This window comes from Devosia sp. UYZn731 (assembly GCF_040546795.1).
Classification (GTDB): domain Bacteria; phylum Pseudomonadota; class Alphaproteobacteria; order Rhizobiales; family Devosiaceae; genus Devosia.
This window is the reverse complement of the sequence record NZ_JBEPOL010000002.1, coordinates 605788-618261: the sequence shown is the minus strand read 5'-3', so window position 1 is coordinate 618261 and position 12474 is coordinate 605788. Positions and strand designations below refer to the sequence as shown.

Annotated in this window: 16 protein-coding genes; 7 read left to right on the top strand and 9 right to left on the bottom strand. The window is 62.0% G+C overall.

Annotated features, from left to right (window positions below):
• The first annotated feature begins 4 nt into the window (after positions 1-4).
• Positions 5-622 (top strand): 30S ribosomal protein S4, encoded by a 618-nt coding sequence (gene rpsD, locus ABIB57_RS07530; RefSeq protein WP_299728220.1) that lies wholly within the window; start codon positions 5-7, stop codon positions 620-622.
• 250 nt (positions 623-872) lie between these two features.
• Here rpsD and sbmA read toward each other — a convergent pair whose 3' ends face one another.
• Positions 873-2174, bottom strand: coding sequence for a peptide antibiotic transporter SbmA (gene sbmA / locus ABIB57_RS07525; RefSeq protein WP_354039613.1), 1302 nt, complete (start codon positions 2172-2174; stop codon positions 873-875).
• Between the two features lie 175 nt (positions 2175-2349).
• Between sbmA and ttcA the strand changes: the two genes are divergently transcribed.
• Both ttcA and ABIB57_RS07515 read left to right on the top strand, forming a co-directional pair.
• Positions 2350-3213 carry a tRNA 2-thiocytidine(32) synthetase TtcA gene (gene ttcA / locus ABIB57_RS07520; protein WP_354039715.1) on the top strand — a complete coding sequence of 288 codons (864 nt, stop codon included), beginning with the start codon at positions 2350-2352 and terminating at the stop codon, positions 3211-3213.
• Positions 3210-4028, top strand: coding sequence for an inositol monophosphatase family protein (locus ABIB57_RS07515; protein ID WP_354039612.1), 819 nt, complete (start codon positions 3210-3212; stop codon positions 4026-4028). The genes ttcA and ABIB57_RS07515 overlap by 4 nt, the downstream gene beginning before the upstream one ends.
• Here the strand turns inward: ABIB57_RS07515 and ABIB57_RS07510 are convergent.
• Positions 4018-5232: a pyridoxal-phosphate-dependent aminotransferase family protein gene (locus tag ABIB57_RS07510; RefSeq protein WP_354039611.1), complete on the bottom strand. Its 1215-nt coding sequence runs from the start codon at positions 5230-5232 to the stop codon at positions 4018-4020. The genes ABIB57_RS07515 and ABIB57_RS07510 overlap by 11 nt on opposite strands.
• 121 nt (positions 5233-5353) lie before the next feature.
• Between ABIB57_RS07510 and ABIB57_RS07505 the strand changes: the two genes are divergently transcribed.
• From ABIB57_RS07505 to ABIB57_RS07495, 3 genes are all read left to right on the top strand, one after another.
• Positions 5354-5668 (top strand): ArsR/SmtB family transcription factor, encoded by a 315-nt coding sequence (locus ABIB57_RS07505; protein ID WP_354039609.1) that lies wholly within the window; start codon positions 5354-5356, stop codon positions 5666-5668.
• Positions 5665-6003 carry an SRPBCC family protein gene (locus ABIB57_RS07500; protein ID WP_354039607.1) on the top strand — a complete coding sequence of 113 codons (339 nt, stop codon included), beginning with the start codon at positions 5665-5667 and terminating at the stop codon, positions 6001-6003. The genes ABIB57_RS07505 and ABIB57_RS07500 overlap by 4 nt, the downstream gene beginning before the upstream one ends.
• 176 nt (positions 6004-6179) lie before the next feature.
• Positions 6180-6803, top strand: a complete 624-nt coding sequence (locus ABIB57_RS07495; RefSeq protein ID WP_299744402.1) for an ATP-dependent Clp protease proteolytic subunit — start codon at positions 6180-6182, stop codon at positions 6801-6803.
• Positions 6804-6805: 2 nt separating this feature from the next.
• On the opposite strand, the gene ABIB57_RS07490 is transcribed toward ABIB57_RS07495, so the two are convergent.
• Together ABIB57_RS07490 and ABIB57_RS07485 are read right to left on the bottom strand one after the other, a co-directional pair.
• Complete coding sequence (locus tag ABIB57_RS07490) at positions 6806-8059, bottom strand: multidrug effflux MFS transporter (protein ID WP_354039605.1); 1254 nt, start codon at positions 8057-8059, stop codon at positions 6806-6808.
• Between the two features lie 156 nt (positions 8060-8215).
• A complete protein-coding gene (locus tag ABIB57_RS07485; RefSeq protein ID WP_354039603.1) occupies positions 8216-9439 on the bottom strand; it encodes an MFS transporter in 1224 nt (407 codons plus the stop codon).
• 148 nt (positions 9440-9587) lie between these two features.
• On the opposite strand from ABIB57_RS07485, the gene ABIB57_RS07480 reads away from it, so the two are divergent.
• Positions 9588-9878, top strand: a complete 291-nt coding sequence (locus tag ABIB57_RS07480; protein ID WP_354039601.1) for a Dabb family protein — start codon at positions 9588-9590, stop codon at positions 9876-9878.
• A 166-nt stretch (positions 9879-10044) separates the two neighbouring features.
• On the opposite strand, the gene grxD is transcribed toward ABIB57_RS07480, so the two are convergent.
• The 5 genes from grxD to ABIB57_RS07455 all read right to left on the bottom strand — a co-directional run bounded on the left by grxD (position 10045) and on the right by ABIB57_RS07455 (position 12474).
• Positions 10045-10380, bottom strand: coding sequence for a Grx4 family monothiol glutaredoxin (grxD, locus tag ABIB57_RS07475; RefSeq protein ID WP_354039600.1), 336 nt, complete (start codon positions 10378-10380; stop codon positions 10045-10047).
• 110 nt (positions 10381-10490) lie between these two features.
• On the bottom strand, positions 10491-11048 hold the full coding sequence (locus ABIB57_RS07470; protein ID WP_354039599.1) for a hypothetical protein: 558 nt from the start codon (positions 11046-11048) through the stop codon (positions 10491-10493).
• A 69-nt stretch (positions 11049-11117) separates the two neighbouring features.
• On the bottom strand, positions 11118-11750 hold the full coding sequence (locus ABIB57_RS07465; protein ID WP_354039597.1) for an HAD-IA family hydrolase: 633 nt from the start codon (positions 11748-11750) through the stop codon (positions 11118-11120).
• Positions 11747-12142, bottom strand: a complete 396-nt coding sequence (locus ABIB57_RS07460; protein WP_354039713.1) for an HIT family protein — start codon at positions 12140-12142, stop codon at positions 11747-11749. Before ABIB57_RS07460 ends, ABIB57_RS07465 begins: the two co-directional genes overlap by 4 nt.
• 5 nt (positions 12143-12147) lie before the next feature.
• Positions 12148-12474 carry a DUF6665 family protein gene (locus ABIB57_RS07455; RefSeq protein WP_354039595.1) on the bottom strand — a complete coding sequence of 109 codons (327 nt, stop codon included), beginning with the start codon at positions 12472-12474 and terminating at the stop codon, positions 12148-12150.

Sequence of the window (12474 nt, the reverse complement as noted above, 5' to 3'; positions counted from 1 at the left end):
CGCGATGTCGAAGCGCAGTTCAGTAAAGCATAAAATCGATCGCCGTCTTGGCGAGAATATCTGGGGCCGTCCGAAGAGCCCGCTCAATGCCCGTGCCTATGGCCCCGGCCAGCATGGTCAGCGCCGCAAGGGCAAACTGAGCGATTACGGTCTGCAGCTCCGCGCCAAGCAGAAGCTTAAGGGCTATTACGGCTCGATCACCGAAAAAGCGTTCAAGCGCCTGTATTCCGAAGCTGCCCGCGTCAAGGGCGACACCGGCGAGAACCTGATCGGCCTGCTCGAGAGCCGTCTGGACGCGATCATCTATCGCGCCAAGTTCGTGGTGACCGTGTTCGCTGCCCGTCAGTTCGTTTCCCACGGCCATGTCCTGGTCAACGGCAAGCGCGTCAACATCCCGTCCTATCAGGTTCAGGTTGGCGATAAGGTGGAAGTGCGCGATCGCTCCAAGCAGCTGACCGTGCTGCTCGAAGCCGTGCAGCTGGCTGAGCGCGATGTGCCGGAATATGTCGAAGTCGACCACAACAAGATGACCGCGACCTTCGTGCGCGTTCCCGCTCTGTCGGACGTGCCGTACCCGGTCCAGATGGAACCGAACCTGGTCGTCGAATTCTACTCGCGCTAAAAACCCGCCCGGAGCTTCTGCTCCGGCGGCCATCTGGCGCGGTCTTCTGCGCTTCCGGTGCTCACGTACCAAACGTACGTTCCGCTCCGGTTCTCGAAGACCACACCAGCTGACTCACGGGAACGAAGCTCCATACGGGTTTTCGATCGATCTAGAATTGGAAAGGGCCGCTCCTCGGAGCGGCCCTTTTGTTTTTCAGGTTATCGAGTGGCGCCTTTTAGAGAACCACCCGTGACCTGCCCGTCACCGATCAGAGCGCAGGGCTGGGTGGGATGGGATCGACGAAAATATTGCGCGAGTCTAGAAAACGGGGGTCGTCATAGTCGTTGGCGAAAATCTTTGTCTTGGCCGGGATCTGTTTTTCAAAGCCGCGTAGACGCTGATAGATCGAGATGAGGTTGATGATTGTGGTCCACGAATTCATCAGGAAGCTGAATGAGTCAGCCACCTGACCGAAGGCCGAGAGGATTTGCTGGAACAAACCAAAGGTGAGCGCCCCCGCGATCACCGTTGGACCCATGGCGAGGTAAGGAAAGAACTGCGAGGAGTTGATGAACGCGTAGCGGGCGACGTTGAAGTAGGTGTAGTGGAAATAGATGCGGAAGTAATTGCGCTGAACGTTTTGAAAGAGCTCGCGCACAGTGACTGGATCTGCCCGACCGCCATTGTCCTCGCCATAGACCAATTCCTTACGGAAGGCTGCCTCTACGCGCTGGTTGGCAAAGTTGAGACCTGGTAGGCGGATGCCAACGACTGCAAACAGCACGGTTCCAAAGATTGCCTGGAACAGCGCCAGCCACACCAGGCTGCCCTGCACCGCGCCAAATATCGGAATATCGATGATGTGGCTCGATAGATTCCACAGGATGGGCAGGAACACGATCAACGTCATGAACGACGAGATTATGTTGAGCCCCAACCCCTCCACGATCGATGAGAAGTTCTGAGTATCCTCCTGTACGCGCTGGGCGGCGCCTTCGATGGTGCGCACCTGCGGCCAGTTTGCCATGTAGTAAAACGTCATCGCCCGGCGCCAGCGCAGCAAATAATGCGCATTGAGGAAGGCGTTGATCACAAGGACTAGAACGTTGGCGGCGAAGACGATAGCCACCGTAGCGATCTGTCCAAAGTATTGATCGAGAGTCACCGTGCCTTTCTTTGCCGGATCGAGTGCTGTTTGAATCAGGTCATAGAAGGAGCCATACCAATCGTTCAGCCAAGCGCTGACTTGGACGTTGAAATAAACCACCTCAATAATAGTAACCGTGCCGACGACGCTCCACCAATACCAGCGGCGGTTGTCGTTGAAAAAGAACCACGGCACGCAGAACAAATATCCGGCGACGATCACATATTGGTAGAGCCAAACCTTGTCGCTGTTGAAGAAGGGGGCTGGATTGGCTTCGGTGACGGGAATGCTCAGCCAAGGACCGAGGCTAAGATAGGGCTCGATGGCACCCCCGATAGTGAACCAGATTAGCATCGTCAGCGCGATCCACAGCGCGGCAGACGTGAAGAATATCTTTGGCGCGGGAAAGAACGAACGGAACACCGGGCAAACTCCTGGGTGTCGATGAACTGCTGTCATCTAGCGGACACAAATCGGCATAAGCAAGAACGGCGGAATGAATTCGCCGTAAGGTTCGGGCGCGCTTGCTCTTTCCCTGCGGCGGGGGAGGCGGTATCAGCAACGGGGCGCGATGCGGAGAGTTTCGACCATGAGCGATATGGACTTGGCCGAGCGGCCCCTTGATGAATCCGAAACCGAGGGTGGCGCGCATCCAATTTATGCCAGGGCGCCGCGATCGGTGGAGTTCAACAAACTGCGCAAGCGGCTGATCCGCAATACCCGCGAGGCTATCGAGAAGTTCGCCATGGCGCGGGCGGGCGAAAAGTGGCTGGTGGCTTTATCGGGCGGCAAGGACAGCTACGGACTGCTGGCGATCCTGCTGGATCTCAAATGGCGCGGGCTGTTGCCGGTTGAACTGCTAGCGTGCAATCTGGACCAGGGGCAGCCGAATTTTCCCAAGCATATCCTGCCCGAATTCTTGACCGGATTGGGGATCGAGCACCGGATCGAATATCGGGACACCTATTCCATCGTCACCGACAAGCTGCCGGCAGGGGCGACCTATTGCTCGCTGTGTTCGCGGCTGCGGCGGGGCAATCTCTATCGCATCGCGCGGGAGGAGGGCTGTTCGGCGCTGGTGCTGGGACACCACCGCGACGACAGCCTCGAAACCTTCTTCATGAACCTGTTTCATGGCGGCAAGCTCGCGGCAATGCCGCCGCGATTGCTGAACGACGAGGGCACGGTCGAGGTGCTTCGGCCGCTGATCTATTGTGCCGAGGACGACCTGCAGAAATTCTCGGATGCTATGGCGTTTCCGATCATCCCCTGCGATCTGTGCGGCAGCCAGGATGGGCTGGAGCGCAATGCGATGAAGGCAATGCTGGGTGACATCGAAAAGCGGATGCCGGGTCGCAAGGATGTCATGATCCGTGCGCTAGGGAACGTTAATGCCAGCCATTTGCTGGACCCAAAGCTGTTCGATTTTGCCGGACTGCTCGACCGGAGGGCGACTGAGTGAGCGTGGATATTGTTAAGCTGGCCGAGCTGTTACGCGAAACGGCTCACGCGGAGATTCTGCCGCGGTTTCGTCGGCTGGATGCCAGCATGGTGCACGAGAAGACCGAGGCCATCGATCTGGTGACGGAGGCCGACACCGAGGCTGAGCGGGTCATCACGGCGGCGATCAACACGCTCTGGCCAGAGGCTATGGTGGTGGGTGAAGAGGCGGTGTCCGCCGACGCATCCGTGCTGGATCGTTCGGTGGGCGCCGATCTGGCGATCTTCCTCGATCCTGTGGACGGTACGTCCAACTTTGCCGCCGGGGTGCCGCTGTTTGCGGTGATGGCGGGCGTGGTGGTCAAGGGCGAGACGGTCGGCGGGATCATCTACGATCCGATGGGCGACGACTGGGTGCTGGCCGAGAAGGGCAGTGGCGCATGGCTGCGGCGGCCGGATGGCTCGACGGTGCGTCAACAGTTTGCCGCGCCCCTGCCGCTGGAGCAGATGACCGGGATGGCATCGCCGTTCTATCTGCCACTGGAGCAGCGCGCTGGGGTGCTCACCAATCTTGCCAAGGTGCGGGTGTCGTCGAGCTTCCGCTGCGCCGGGCAGGAATACCGCATGGCGGCCGGCGGGCATCTGAATTACCTGTTCTACAACAAGCTGATGCCGTGGGATCATGTTCCGGGCACGCTGATCTGCGCCGAATCCGGTGGGCATGTGGCGCGGCTGGACGGCACCAAATATCGGGCCGAGCATCGCGGTGGCGGGCTGCTTGTGGCGAGCGACCGGGAGAGCTGGGAGACGCTGCGGCGCGAGGTGTTTACGGTTTAGATGCCGCACCGCGGGCAATAGCCCACGCCGCCGCCTCCAGCGCCCCCGAGCCATGCGGAATGTCCAGCGCCTGCAGGCCGGCTTCCATGGTGGCGAGGACGCCTAGGGTCATGTGGGCGTTGACGTGGCCCATATGGGCGACGCGCAGGAAATCGGCGTAGGCGGGATCGGTGGGCAGGGCCATGCCGAGGCCAATGCCCAGGGTGACGCCCGCTTCGGTTTCGAGCCACTTGCGCAGGGAACCGGCGCCGCCATTGGCGATGCGGGCAGCGGTGACGGAGCGGCCACGCGCGGCTGGGTCCGTCATGTTGAGAGCGATATTGCCCGTCGTACTCCATGCGTCGAAGGCGGCCCAGACGGCGCTGGCGAGGGTTTCGTGACGGCGCCACACATTGGGCAGGCCTTCCTCGTCCAACAGCATGGTGAGCGATTCGCGCAGGCCGTAGAGGTGGTGCGTCGGGGCGGTGCCGCCGAAAAACTGCCAGAACTCGGTGCCGGTTCCACGCGGCTTCCAGTCCCAATAGGGGCTGACGAGATCGGCGGTTCTGGAGACTTCCAGCGCCTTGTCGGAGAACCAGAGGAAGCCCAGGCCAGGCGGCAGCATCAGGCCCTTTTGGCTGGCGCCGACGACGACATCGATACCCCATTCGTCCATATGCAGCTCATCGCAGGCGAGCGAGGCCACGGCGTCGACGGCGAGGAGCGCGGGGTGACCAGTCGAATCGATGGCGGCGCGGACGGCGGCGATGTCGCTACGCGCGGTGGAGGCGGTATCGACATGGGTCATCAGGACGGCGCGGATGGTGTGATTGGTATCGGCCTGGAGGGCTTCGGCAACGCGGGCGGGGTCCACCGGTGCGTTCTTGCCGAAATCGATCATTTCGACATCGATGCCCATGCGGCGGGCATGTTCGGACCAGCCATGGCCGAAGCGGCCGGTGGCGGCCAGCAGGGCCCGGTCGCCGCGCGAGAACATGTTGGCATTGGCGGCTTCCCAGGCGCCGTGGCCGTTGGCGATATAGATGGCGACGTGCTGGGTGGTGACGGCGACACGCTTGAGATCGGCGATGATGCCATGGGTCATCTCGACGATTTCGCCCTCATAGATATTGGGCGCGGCGCGGTGCATGGCCGACAGCACACGATCCGGAGCGACGGAGGGGCCGGGAATGGCTAGGTAGGTGCGCCCCGATACGTAGGCCATGTCGTCGTCTCCGCCGGTGATTCCTTAGCTGCATCAAGCTGTAGCGCGTTCGCGCGGCGGGTGAAAATGGCATTGATTGGGGAAGCTTGCGCGACGCATAAGTCTGTGCTTATGTATGATCATGAGCGAAGCAGAGATTTTCAAAGTACTGGCCGATCCGACCCGGCGGGCGGTGTTGGAGCGGCTGGCCGGCAGCGAGATGACCGCCACGGAATTGCGCGAGGGCTTTGCCATTTCGCAGCCGGCGATGAGCCAGCATCTGGCCGTGTTGCGCGGGGCAGGGCTGGTCAGCGAGCGGCGGGCCGGGCGGTTTGCGCATTACCGGGTGGAGCCTGATGGCATGGCGCCGCTGCATGCGTGGCTGGCGCGGTATCGGGCCTTTTGGCCGGAGCGGATCGATGCGCTCAAGGACTTGCTCAAGGAGATGGACCAATGACGACCGACGAGGACGCGCTGGTGTTCGAATGCGCGCTGGACGCGCCGCCCGAGAAGGTTTGGCGGGCGCTGAGCATTCCGGAATATCTGGAGCGGTGGCTGAAGCCGACTGCCGAGAACATCGATCTGGCGGTGGTGACCTCGGAAGAGAACAAGTCGCTGACCTATCGCTGGCGCGACAGCGGGCAGGGCGCCATCGTGGGGGCCGAGGACAGCTTGGTGACGTTTGAGATCACGCCGATGAGCGATGGCGGGACGTGGTTTCGGCTGACGCATGCACCGATGGCGCTGCCGGTGGCGGCGAACGGGAATACGCCGATGCTGATGGCGGCCTGATGAGTCTTCCACAACCACCGCGCTTCCCCCGGACTTGATCCGGGGGCCTTTGGCAGCACGGTGTGAGCGGTGAGTGGCCCGCGGGTCAAGCCCGCGGGAAGGGAGGTGGGGAGGGGCCATGGAGGTCATCTCGCCACCCGGAAAATTTCAACTCAACTTCTGAACGGAGATCGCCGATGCGCGACATGATGCAACTCGTCCCCATGGTGGTGGAACAATCCAGCCGGGGGGAACGCTCGTTCGATATCTACTCGCGGCTGTTGCGGGAGCGGATCATTTTCGTCAATGGCGAAATCGAGGACAATATGGCCTCGCTGGTCTGCGCGCAGTTGCTGTTCCTCGAGGCCGAAAATCCGGCCAAGGAGATCAGCCTCTATATCAACTCACCCGGCGGCGTCGTGACCTCGGCGCTGGCGATGTACGACACGATGCAATTCATCAAGGCCCCGGTGGGCACACTGTGCATGGGCATGGCGATGTCGGCAGGCTCGTTCCTGCTGATGGGCGGGGCTGCAGGAAGCCGGGTCTGCCTGCCCAATGCCAGCATCATGCTGCATCAGCCCAGCGGCGGCTATCAGGGCAAGGTCACCGATATCATGATCCATGCCCAGGAGAGCGAGCGGCTGAAGCGGCGCATGCACACGCTCTATTCCAAGCATTGCGGACGGACCTATGAGGAGGTCGAGGCGGCGCTGGAGCGGGATAACTTCATGACGCCACAGGAAGCCAAGACCTGGGGCATAGTTGACCACGTTTACGCCGATCGTGGGGAGGTCGAGGCGGCGGGCCGCCCCGACTGAACTCAGTGCGCCGCGTGCTGGCTCATGTCGGTGTGGGCATATTCGGTGCCCACGCCAAAGAGCTTGCCGTTTTCGGCGACCAGCACGCAGACCAGGGTCAGCACGCCCATCACGAAATAGCCGGCGGCGACGGGCACGACGGTGCCGTTGAACTGCTGCCCGATATAGCTGCCGATCACGGCGCCGCCCACGGTCTGGATGAAGCCGAACACCGATGAGGCGGTGCCGGCAACGGCGCCGAGAGGCTCCATGGAGAGCGAATTCATGTTCGAAGCGGCCCAGCCAAAGGCGAACATGATAATCGCCAGCAGCGGGAAGAACAGCCAGAGCGGCATGAAGCCGGCAATGGAGAGGCCCAGCCAGATGGCGGCGACGCCGGTATAGACCAAAATGGCGAAGTGCGAGAGCCGGCGCATGCCGAGGCGGCTGACGATGCGCGAATTGGTGAAGGACGACACCGACATCAGCGCAGCCATGGCGGCGAAGGCGACGGGGAAATAGACGCCCAGACCATAGATATCGACATAGACCTGCTGGGCCGAGCTGATGAAGCCAAACAGGGCGGCGAACAGGAACATGCCGGCCAAGCCGTACGAGAAGGCGACGCGGTTGGTGCAGACGATGCGGAAGCCGTCAGCGACGGCCTTGAAGGTCAGCGGACGACGATTGCCGATGGCCAGGGTTTCGGGCAGGCGCAAAAAGCCCCAGAGGCCGAAGATGGTGGCGAGGCCGGCCATGAACAGGAAGATATATTGCCACGGCCCGGTGAGCAGCAGGAGCTGGCCGATGCCCGGCGCGACGATTGGAATGGCCATGAAGACCATGAAGGTCAGCGACATGACCTCGGCCATGGCGCGGCCCGAATACATGTCGCGCACGATCGAAGTGGCGATCACGCGCGTACCCGCGGCGCCGACGCCCTGGGTGAAGCGCAAAGCGAGCAGGATGGCGAAGCTAGGCGCAAAGGCGGCGGCGAAAGCGGCGGCTACATAGACAGCAATGCCGATGAACAGGGGCGCACGGCGGCCGAAGCGATCCGAGAGCGGGCCAAAGGCAAGCTGGGCAATGCCCATGCCGAGCATATAGGCGGTAATGACGAACTGGCGTTCGTTCTCGCTGGAGATGCCGAGGGCTTCGCCCATGTAAGGCAAAGCGGGCAGCATGACGTCGATGGCGAGGGCGTTCAGCGCCATCAGCGCAGCCATCAAGGCAATGAATTCGGGGCGGGAGAGGACCCGCGTCAAGTGGCTGGACATGAATGAAACTCGAAAAGGGGCGGCCGGGGAGGCGGCTCAATATTGCGCGGACCTTGAACCCGGCGGGATGGTTTGGCAACCCTGAGCATCGGCAAAAGCCGATGGATCATGGCAGCGTTGCGAAAATGAGTCAGACTTTGGTCGTAACCCGTTGGCTCAGGCCGGCAATGGTGTGACGGCGAACGCCTTGGCGCCACGCTCGTGAATGGGCAGGTGGATGGCGGCGGAGCCGAGGCCAAGCAGAATGCCGAGATACCAGACCAAGCTGTAGGAGCCGGTAACGTCGAACACATAACCGCCCAGCCAGACGCCGGTGAAGGAGCCGAGCTGGTGGGAAAAGAACGCCACGCCATAGAGCATGCCCATATAGCGCGGGCCGAAGAACAGGCTGACGAGGCCGGCGGTCAGCGGGACGGTCGAGAGCCAGAGCAGGCCCATGGCGGCGGCAAAGGCGTAGGCGGTGAACTCGCTGACCGGGATCAAGAGGAACGCCGCGATGGCGACGGCGCGCAGGAAATAGATCGAGGCGAGCAGCATCTGCTTGGGCATGCGGGAGCCGAGATAGCCGGCGAGCAGGGAGCCCACAATGTTGAACAGGCCGATGACCGCGATAGCCCAGGAGCCGACTTCAGGCGACAGGCCGCATTGTACCAGATAGGCGGGCATGTGCACGTTGATGAAGGCAAGGTGGAAGCCGCAGACGAAGAAGCCGATGACCAGCAGGCGATAGGAGCCGTGGCCCCAGGCTTTCGACAGAGCTTCCATGAATGGCAGGTCGGCCTGACCGGGCGTGCTTTCGGTGCGGCCGCGTAGCACGAAGGACAGCGGGACGATGAGCAGCAGCAGCATGCCGAGATAGACCAGCGCGGTCTGCCAGCCGAAGGCATTGATAAAACCCTGGCTGATGGGGGCGAAAGCGAACTGGCCGAAGGAGGACGCGGCGGTGGCGATGCCGAAGATCATCGGGCGCTTTTCGGCGGGCACGGAGCGCCCGAACGCGGCCATCACCACGCTGAATGAGCAAATGGCGATGCCGGTACCGGTGATGATCCCGGCGGTGAGGATGAGCAGGCTGGCGCTGGGCGAGAAGGCGGTGAGAATAACGCCGGTGGCGTAGATCAGCGCGCCGAGCGCGATGGTGCGGCCGGTGCCGACGCGATCGGCGAAATTGCCGGCGAACGGCTGGGCAATGCCCCAGGCCAGGTTCTGGATCGCCATGGCCATGGCATAGCCCTCGCGCGTCAGGCCGAGATCAGCCGTCATCGGCAGGGTGAACAGGCCAAAGCTGGTGCGGATGCCGTTGCCGATGGCGGCGATGGCGCAGCCGGCGATAATCAGCAGGAGCAGTGGCACTGCGGGGCGAAGCGTGGTGTTGGGCATGGGGCGCATCCAGATTGGACACGTTACCTACCCCTGCGGCGGCGTGTCGCAAAGCGCATTTGCTGAATGGGATCTATCAAGGCCGTTGATGAGGGTTGACGCTTGCGTCAATCGCGGGGACAAGACCGCTGCGCCAGGAGCATCTACTTTGATCCGTCACATCGTATTTTTCACCGCCAAATCCAACGATAATCTGGACGCGATCTGCGAGGGGCTGATGCTGCTTGGCACCATTCCGCATTCGCGCCATTTCGAGGTGACGCGCAATTCCAAGGTTGACCAGATCTCCAACGAGATCGACGTGGTGGTCTATGCCGAATTCGAGGATGCGGCGGCGCTGGCGGCGTATAAGGCGCATCCGACTTACGCCAAGGCGACGGATCGCGTGCGCCCGCTGCGGGAATTGCGGTTTTCGGCGGACGTGAAGGCGCAGGGTTAGCCTATTCTTCCCGCGGACTTGATCCGCGGGTCACTCGCAGCACACCATAAAACTCGGTGCCTCTCGCAGAAGCCCGTGGGAAGGGCTGCGGATAGGAGAGATTTGCGTCGATGAAAACAAAACGCCGGCCCATTGGACCGGCGTTTTCAATTCCGTCACATTAAAATCAGGCGGTCTGCTTGACCGGGATGCCGGCGGCTTCGAGGTGGCTCTGCAATTCGCCGGCCTGGAACATCTCGCGCACGATATCGGCGCCGCCGACGAACTCACCCTTGACGTAGAGCTGGGGAATGGTCGGCCAGTTGGTATAGGCCTTGATGCCGTCGCGCAGTTCAGCGCTTTCGAGCACATTGGCGCTGCCATAGTCGAGGCCCAGATAGTTCAGGATCTGCACGACCTGGCCCGAAAAGCCGCACTGCGGAAAGTCCGGCGAGCCCTTCATGAACAGGAACACGTCGTTGCTCTTCACCTTCTCGTCGATGAACGCGTTGATATCGGTCATGGGTCGCTGCCTTTCTGGGGTCCGGGGGAGGGCCGGGAAATTGTTGGTCCATAAATAGGACTTCAAAGCGGCGCTGTCGAGGGTTTCATCGGCAATTACCGATGCTGTGATCATGGGGTCTGGTAGCACCGCGTGCCCTTGCCGGGTACGATCGATGCGGTGGTGAAGGCGTAAAAGCGTTCCTCGCCGATGATGGCGCCCATGCCCCCCGCGGTGAGTTCGTCGTAGCGCGGGCAGGTCTGCGGGGTGGCGGGGCCTGCGGGCGCATAATAGTGAATGCCAAGCTCGGAGATTTCCACGTCCTGGGCATCGGCTTTCAGGATCGGGCCGGACGGCTCCAGATTATAGACCTCTAGGAAATATTGCGGGCCGGTGGATTCGGCGAGCACCAGCAGGTCGTCGGAGATGGCCTGGAAAGAGAGCCGGTTGCCGTCCTCGGCGACGAATTCGCGGGTGAAGGGCGCGTCCATGCTACAGGTATTGGTCTGGTCCGGCCCGGTGAAGTCACCGACGCGGTAGCTGGTGCCGCCGTCGGCAGAGGGGATGCCGATGACGTAGTGCAGGTCATTGGCGTGGCACTCGAGCGCCTCGTCCGGCGCGGTCGCCTGAGCGAAGGCGGTGGGGGCGCAAAGGGCGAGCAGGGTGGCGATGATGACGAGGCGGATCATTTTGGCTCCGGGCCAGTGGCGATGCCGTGTTCTGGCGGAGCGGGGATGAACTGCGGGTGAATTGGGTGTTTACAGCGCCAGCCGTTCGGCGATCCAGGGATGGCTGGTGAAATCGTCGATGGTGTCAAATTGCACGGCGTCCCAGCCGGCCGCGCGGGCGCCGGTGATGACTTTAGGCGTATCGTCGAAGAACAGCGGCGGCTCGGACTGGGGGCCAATGCGGGCCATGATGAAATCGAAATAAGCGGGCGCTGGCTTTATCGCGCCAATGCGGGCGGAATAGAAAATGTCTTCGAACAGCTCGCTCATGCCCAATTGCTGCCAGAGCCAGAGGGCGCGCATGTGCTCCTGGTTGGTAGCGACGTAGAGCGTCAAGTCATCGCGTTGCTTGAGCTGTTTGACCAGCGCCAGCAGCGGGTGATTGAGCTTGGTGTCGTGGGTCATCCAATAGTGCGCGAACATCATGGGTGAGCCCCTGAAGCCCATCGAGGGCAGGCGCCGTTCCAGTGCGTGGATCAACGATATTTCGCCGATGATCACCTTCTTGATGAAGACGTCATAGATGAACTCGTCGCGGAAGCGCTGGGGATCGACGCCGAGATCGGCGAGCAGGGTTTCGTCCCAGCGCTGCTGGAGGTCAGGGCGGGCGTGATAGCCGTGCACCAGCACGCCATCAACATCGAGGAAAACGGCGCGGGTCATGCGTCTGCATCCAGTAGTTTGACGGGGCGGAGCACGCGGCGCAGGCCGGCGCCCTCGTTGATCTCGCCCTTGAAGCGGGGAATAATGTGCATGTGGGTGTGAAAGACGCTCTGGCCGCCGACGGCGCCGACGTTCCATCCGACGGTGAAACCGTCAGGTCCGTGCGGAGCCAGCCGCTCACTGGCTTTGGCCATCATCTCGCCCATGCCGGCCCATTCGGCAGCATTCAGCTCGAACGGCGTTTCGCTGTGGCGCCGTGGGATGATCATAATGCCGTGGGGACTAAGGGGATCGATGCTGCCGAGGCAGAAGAAATGATCGCTCTCAAGCCACGGCGTGTCGACCAGCAAATTATTGGCGAGGCAGAAGCGGCAGCCCGGCTCGCTCTGCATCTGGATCACTTGCGCCGCGCCGGCATTGCACCAAGACCGGCAAGCACTTCGGGCGGGATCTTGAGGTCTTGAATCACGTCCGTGTGGCGGCGGAAGCCGACCAGTTCGCGCTGCACGAAATATTGCCAGACCTGTTGGCGCGCCTCGGCGAGGCGCTGGTCGCGGTCTGTGGTGGCCGTCGCCAATGCCGCGATGGCGTCGATGACGTGGCGTTCAGCGGCACCGAGCGAGGAGGCGCGCTCGGCGAGAATTTCGTGATCGAGCGCGGTGGTGCCGGCTTCGGGCCGCACCATGCGGATCAGGTCGAGCGATTCGCGCAGCGATGACGCCAT

What these genes read in the sequence shown, in the direction of transcription:
- ABIB57_RS07505 (WP_354039609.1), top strand. Translation starts at nt 5,354, where the DNA reads ATGAGCGAAGCAGAGATTTTCAAAGTACTGGCCGATCCGACCCGGCGG.
- ABIB57_RS07460 (WP_354039713.1), bottom strand. Translation starts at nt 12,142, where the DNA reads ATGCAGAGCGAGCCGGGCTGCCGCTTCTGCCTCGCCAATAATTTGCTG.
- ABIB57_RS07470 (WP_354039599.1), bottom strand. Translation starts at nt 11,048, where the DNA reads ATGATCCGCCTCGTCATCATCGCCACCCTGCTCGCCCTTTGCGCCCCC.
- ABIB57_RS07500 (WP_354039607.1), top strand. Translation starts at nt 5,665, where the DNA reads ATGACGACCGACGAGGACGCGCTGGTGTTCGAATGCGCGCTGGACGCG.
- ABIB57_RS07490 (WP_354039605.1), bottom strand. Translation starts at nt 8,059, where the DNA reads ATGTCCAGCCACTTGACGCGGGTCCTCTCCCGCCCCGAATTCATTGCC.
- rpsD (WP_299728220.1), top strand. Translation starts at nt 5, where the DNA reads ATGTCGAAGCGCAGTTCAGTAAAGCATAAAATCGATCGCCGTCTTGGC.
- ABIB57_RS07485 (WP_354039603.1), bottom strand. Translation starts at nt 9,439, where the DNA reads ATGCCCAACACCACGCTTCGCCCCGCAGTGCCACTGCTCCTGCTGATT.
- ABIB57_RS07510 (WP_354039611.1), bottom strand. Translation starts at nt 5,232, where the DNA reads ATGGCCTACGTATCGGGGCGCACCTACCTAGCCATTCCCGGCCCCTCC.
- ttcA (WP_354039715.1), top strand. Translation starts at nt 2,350, where the DNA reads ATGGACTTGGCCGAGCGGCCCCTTGATGAATCCGAAACCGAGGGTGGC.
- ABIB57_RS07465 (WP_354039597.1), bottom strand. Translation starts at nt 11,750, where the DNA reads ATGACCCGCGCCGTTTTCCTCGATGTTGATGGCGTGCTGGTGCACGGC.
- grxD (WP_354039600.1), bottom strand. Translation starts at nt 10,380, where the DNA reads ATGACCGATATCAACGCGTTCATCGACGAGAAGGTGAAGAGCAACGAC.
- ABIB57_RS07495 (WP_299744402.1), top strand. Translation starts at nt 6,180, where the DNA reads ATGCGCGACATGATGCAACTCGTCCCCATGGTGGTGGAACAATCCAGC.
- ABIB57_RS07455 (WP_354039595.1), bottom strand. Translation starts at nt 12,474, where the DNA reads ATGGCGTCATCGCTGCGCGAATCGCTCGACCTGATCCGCATGGTGCGG.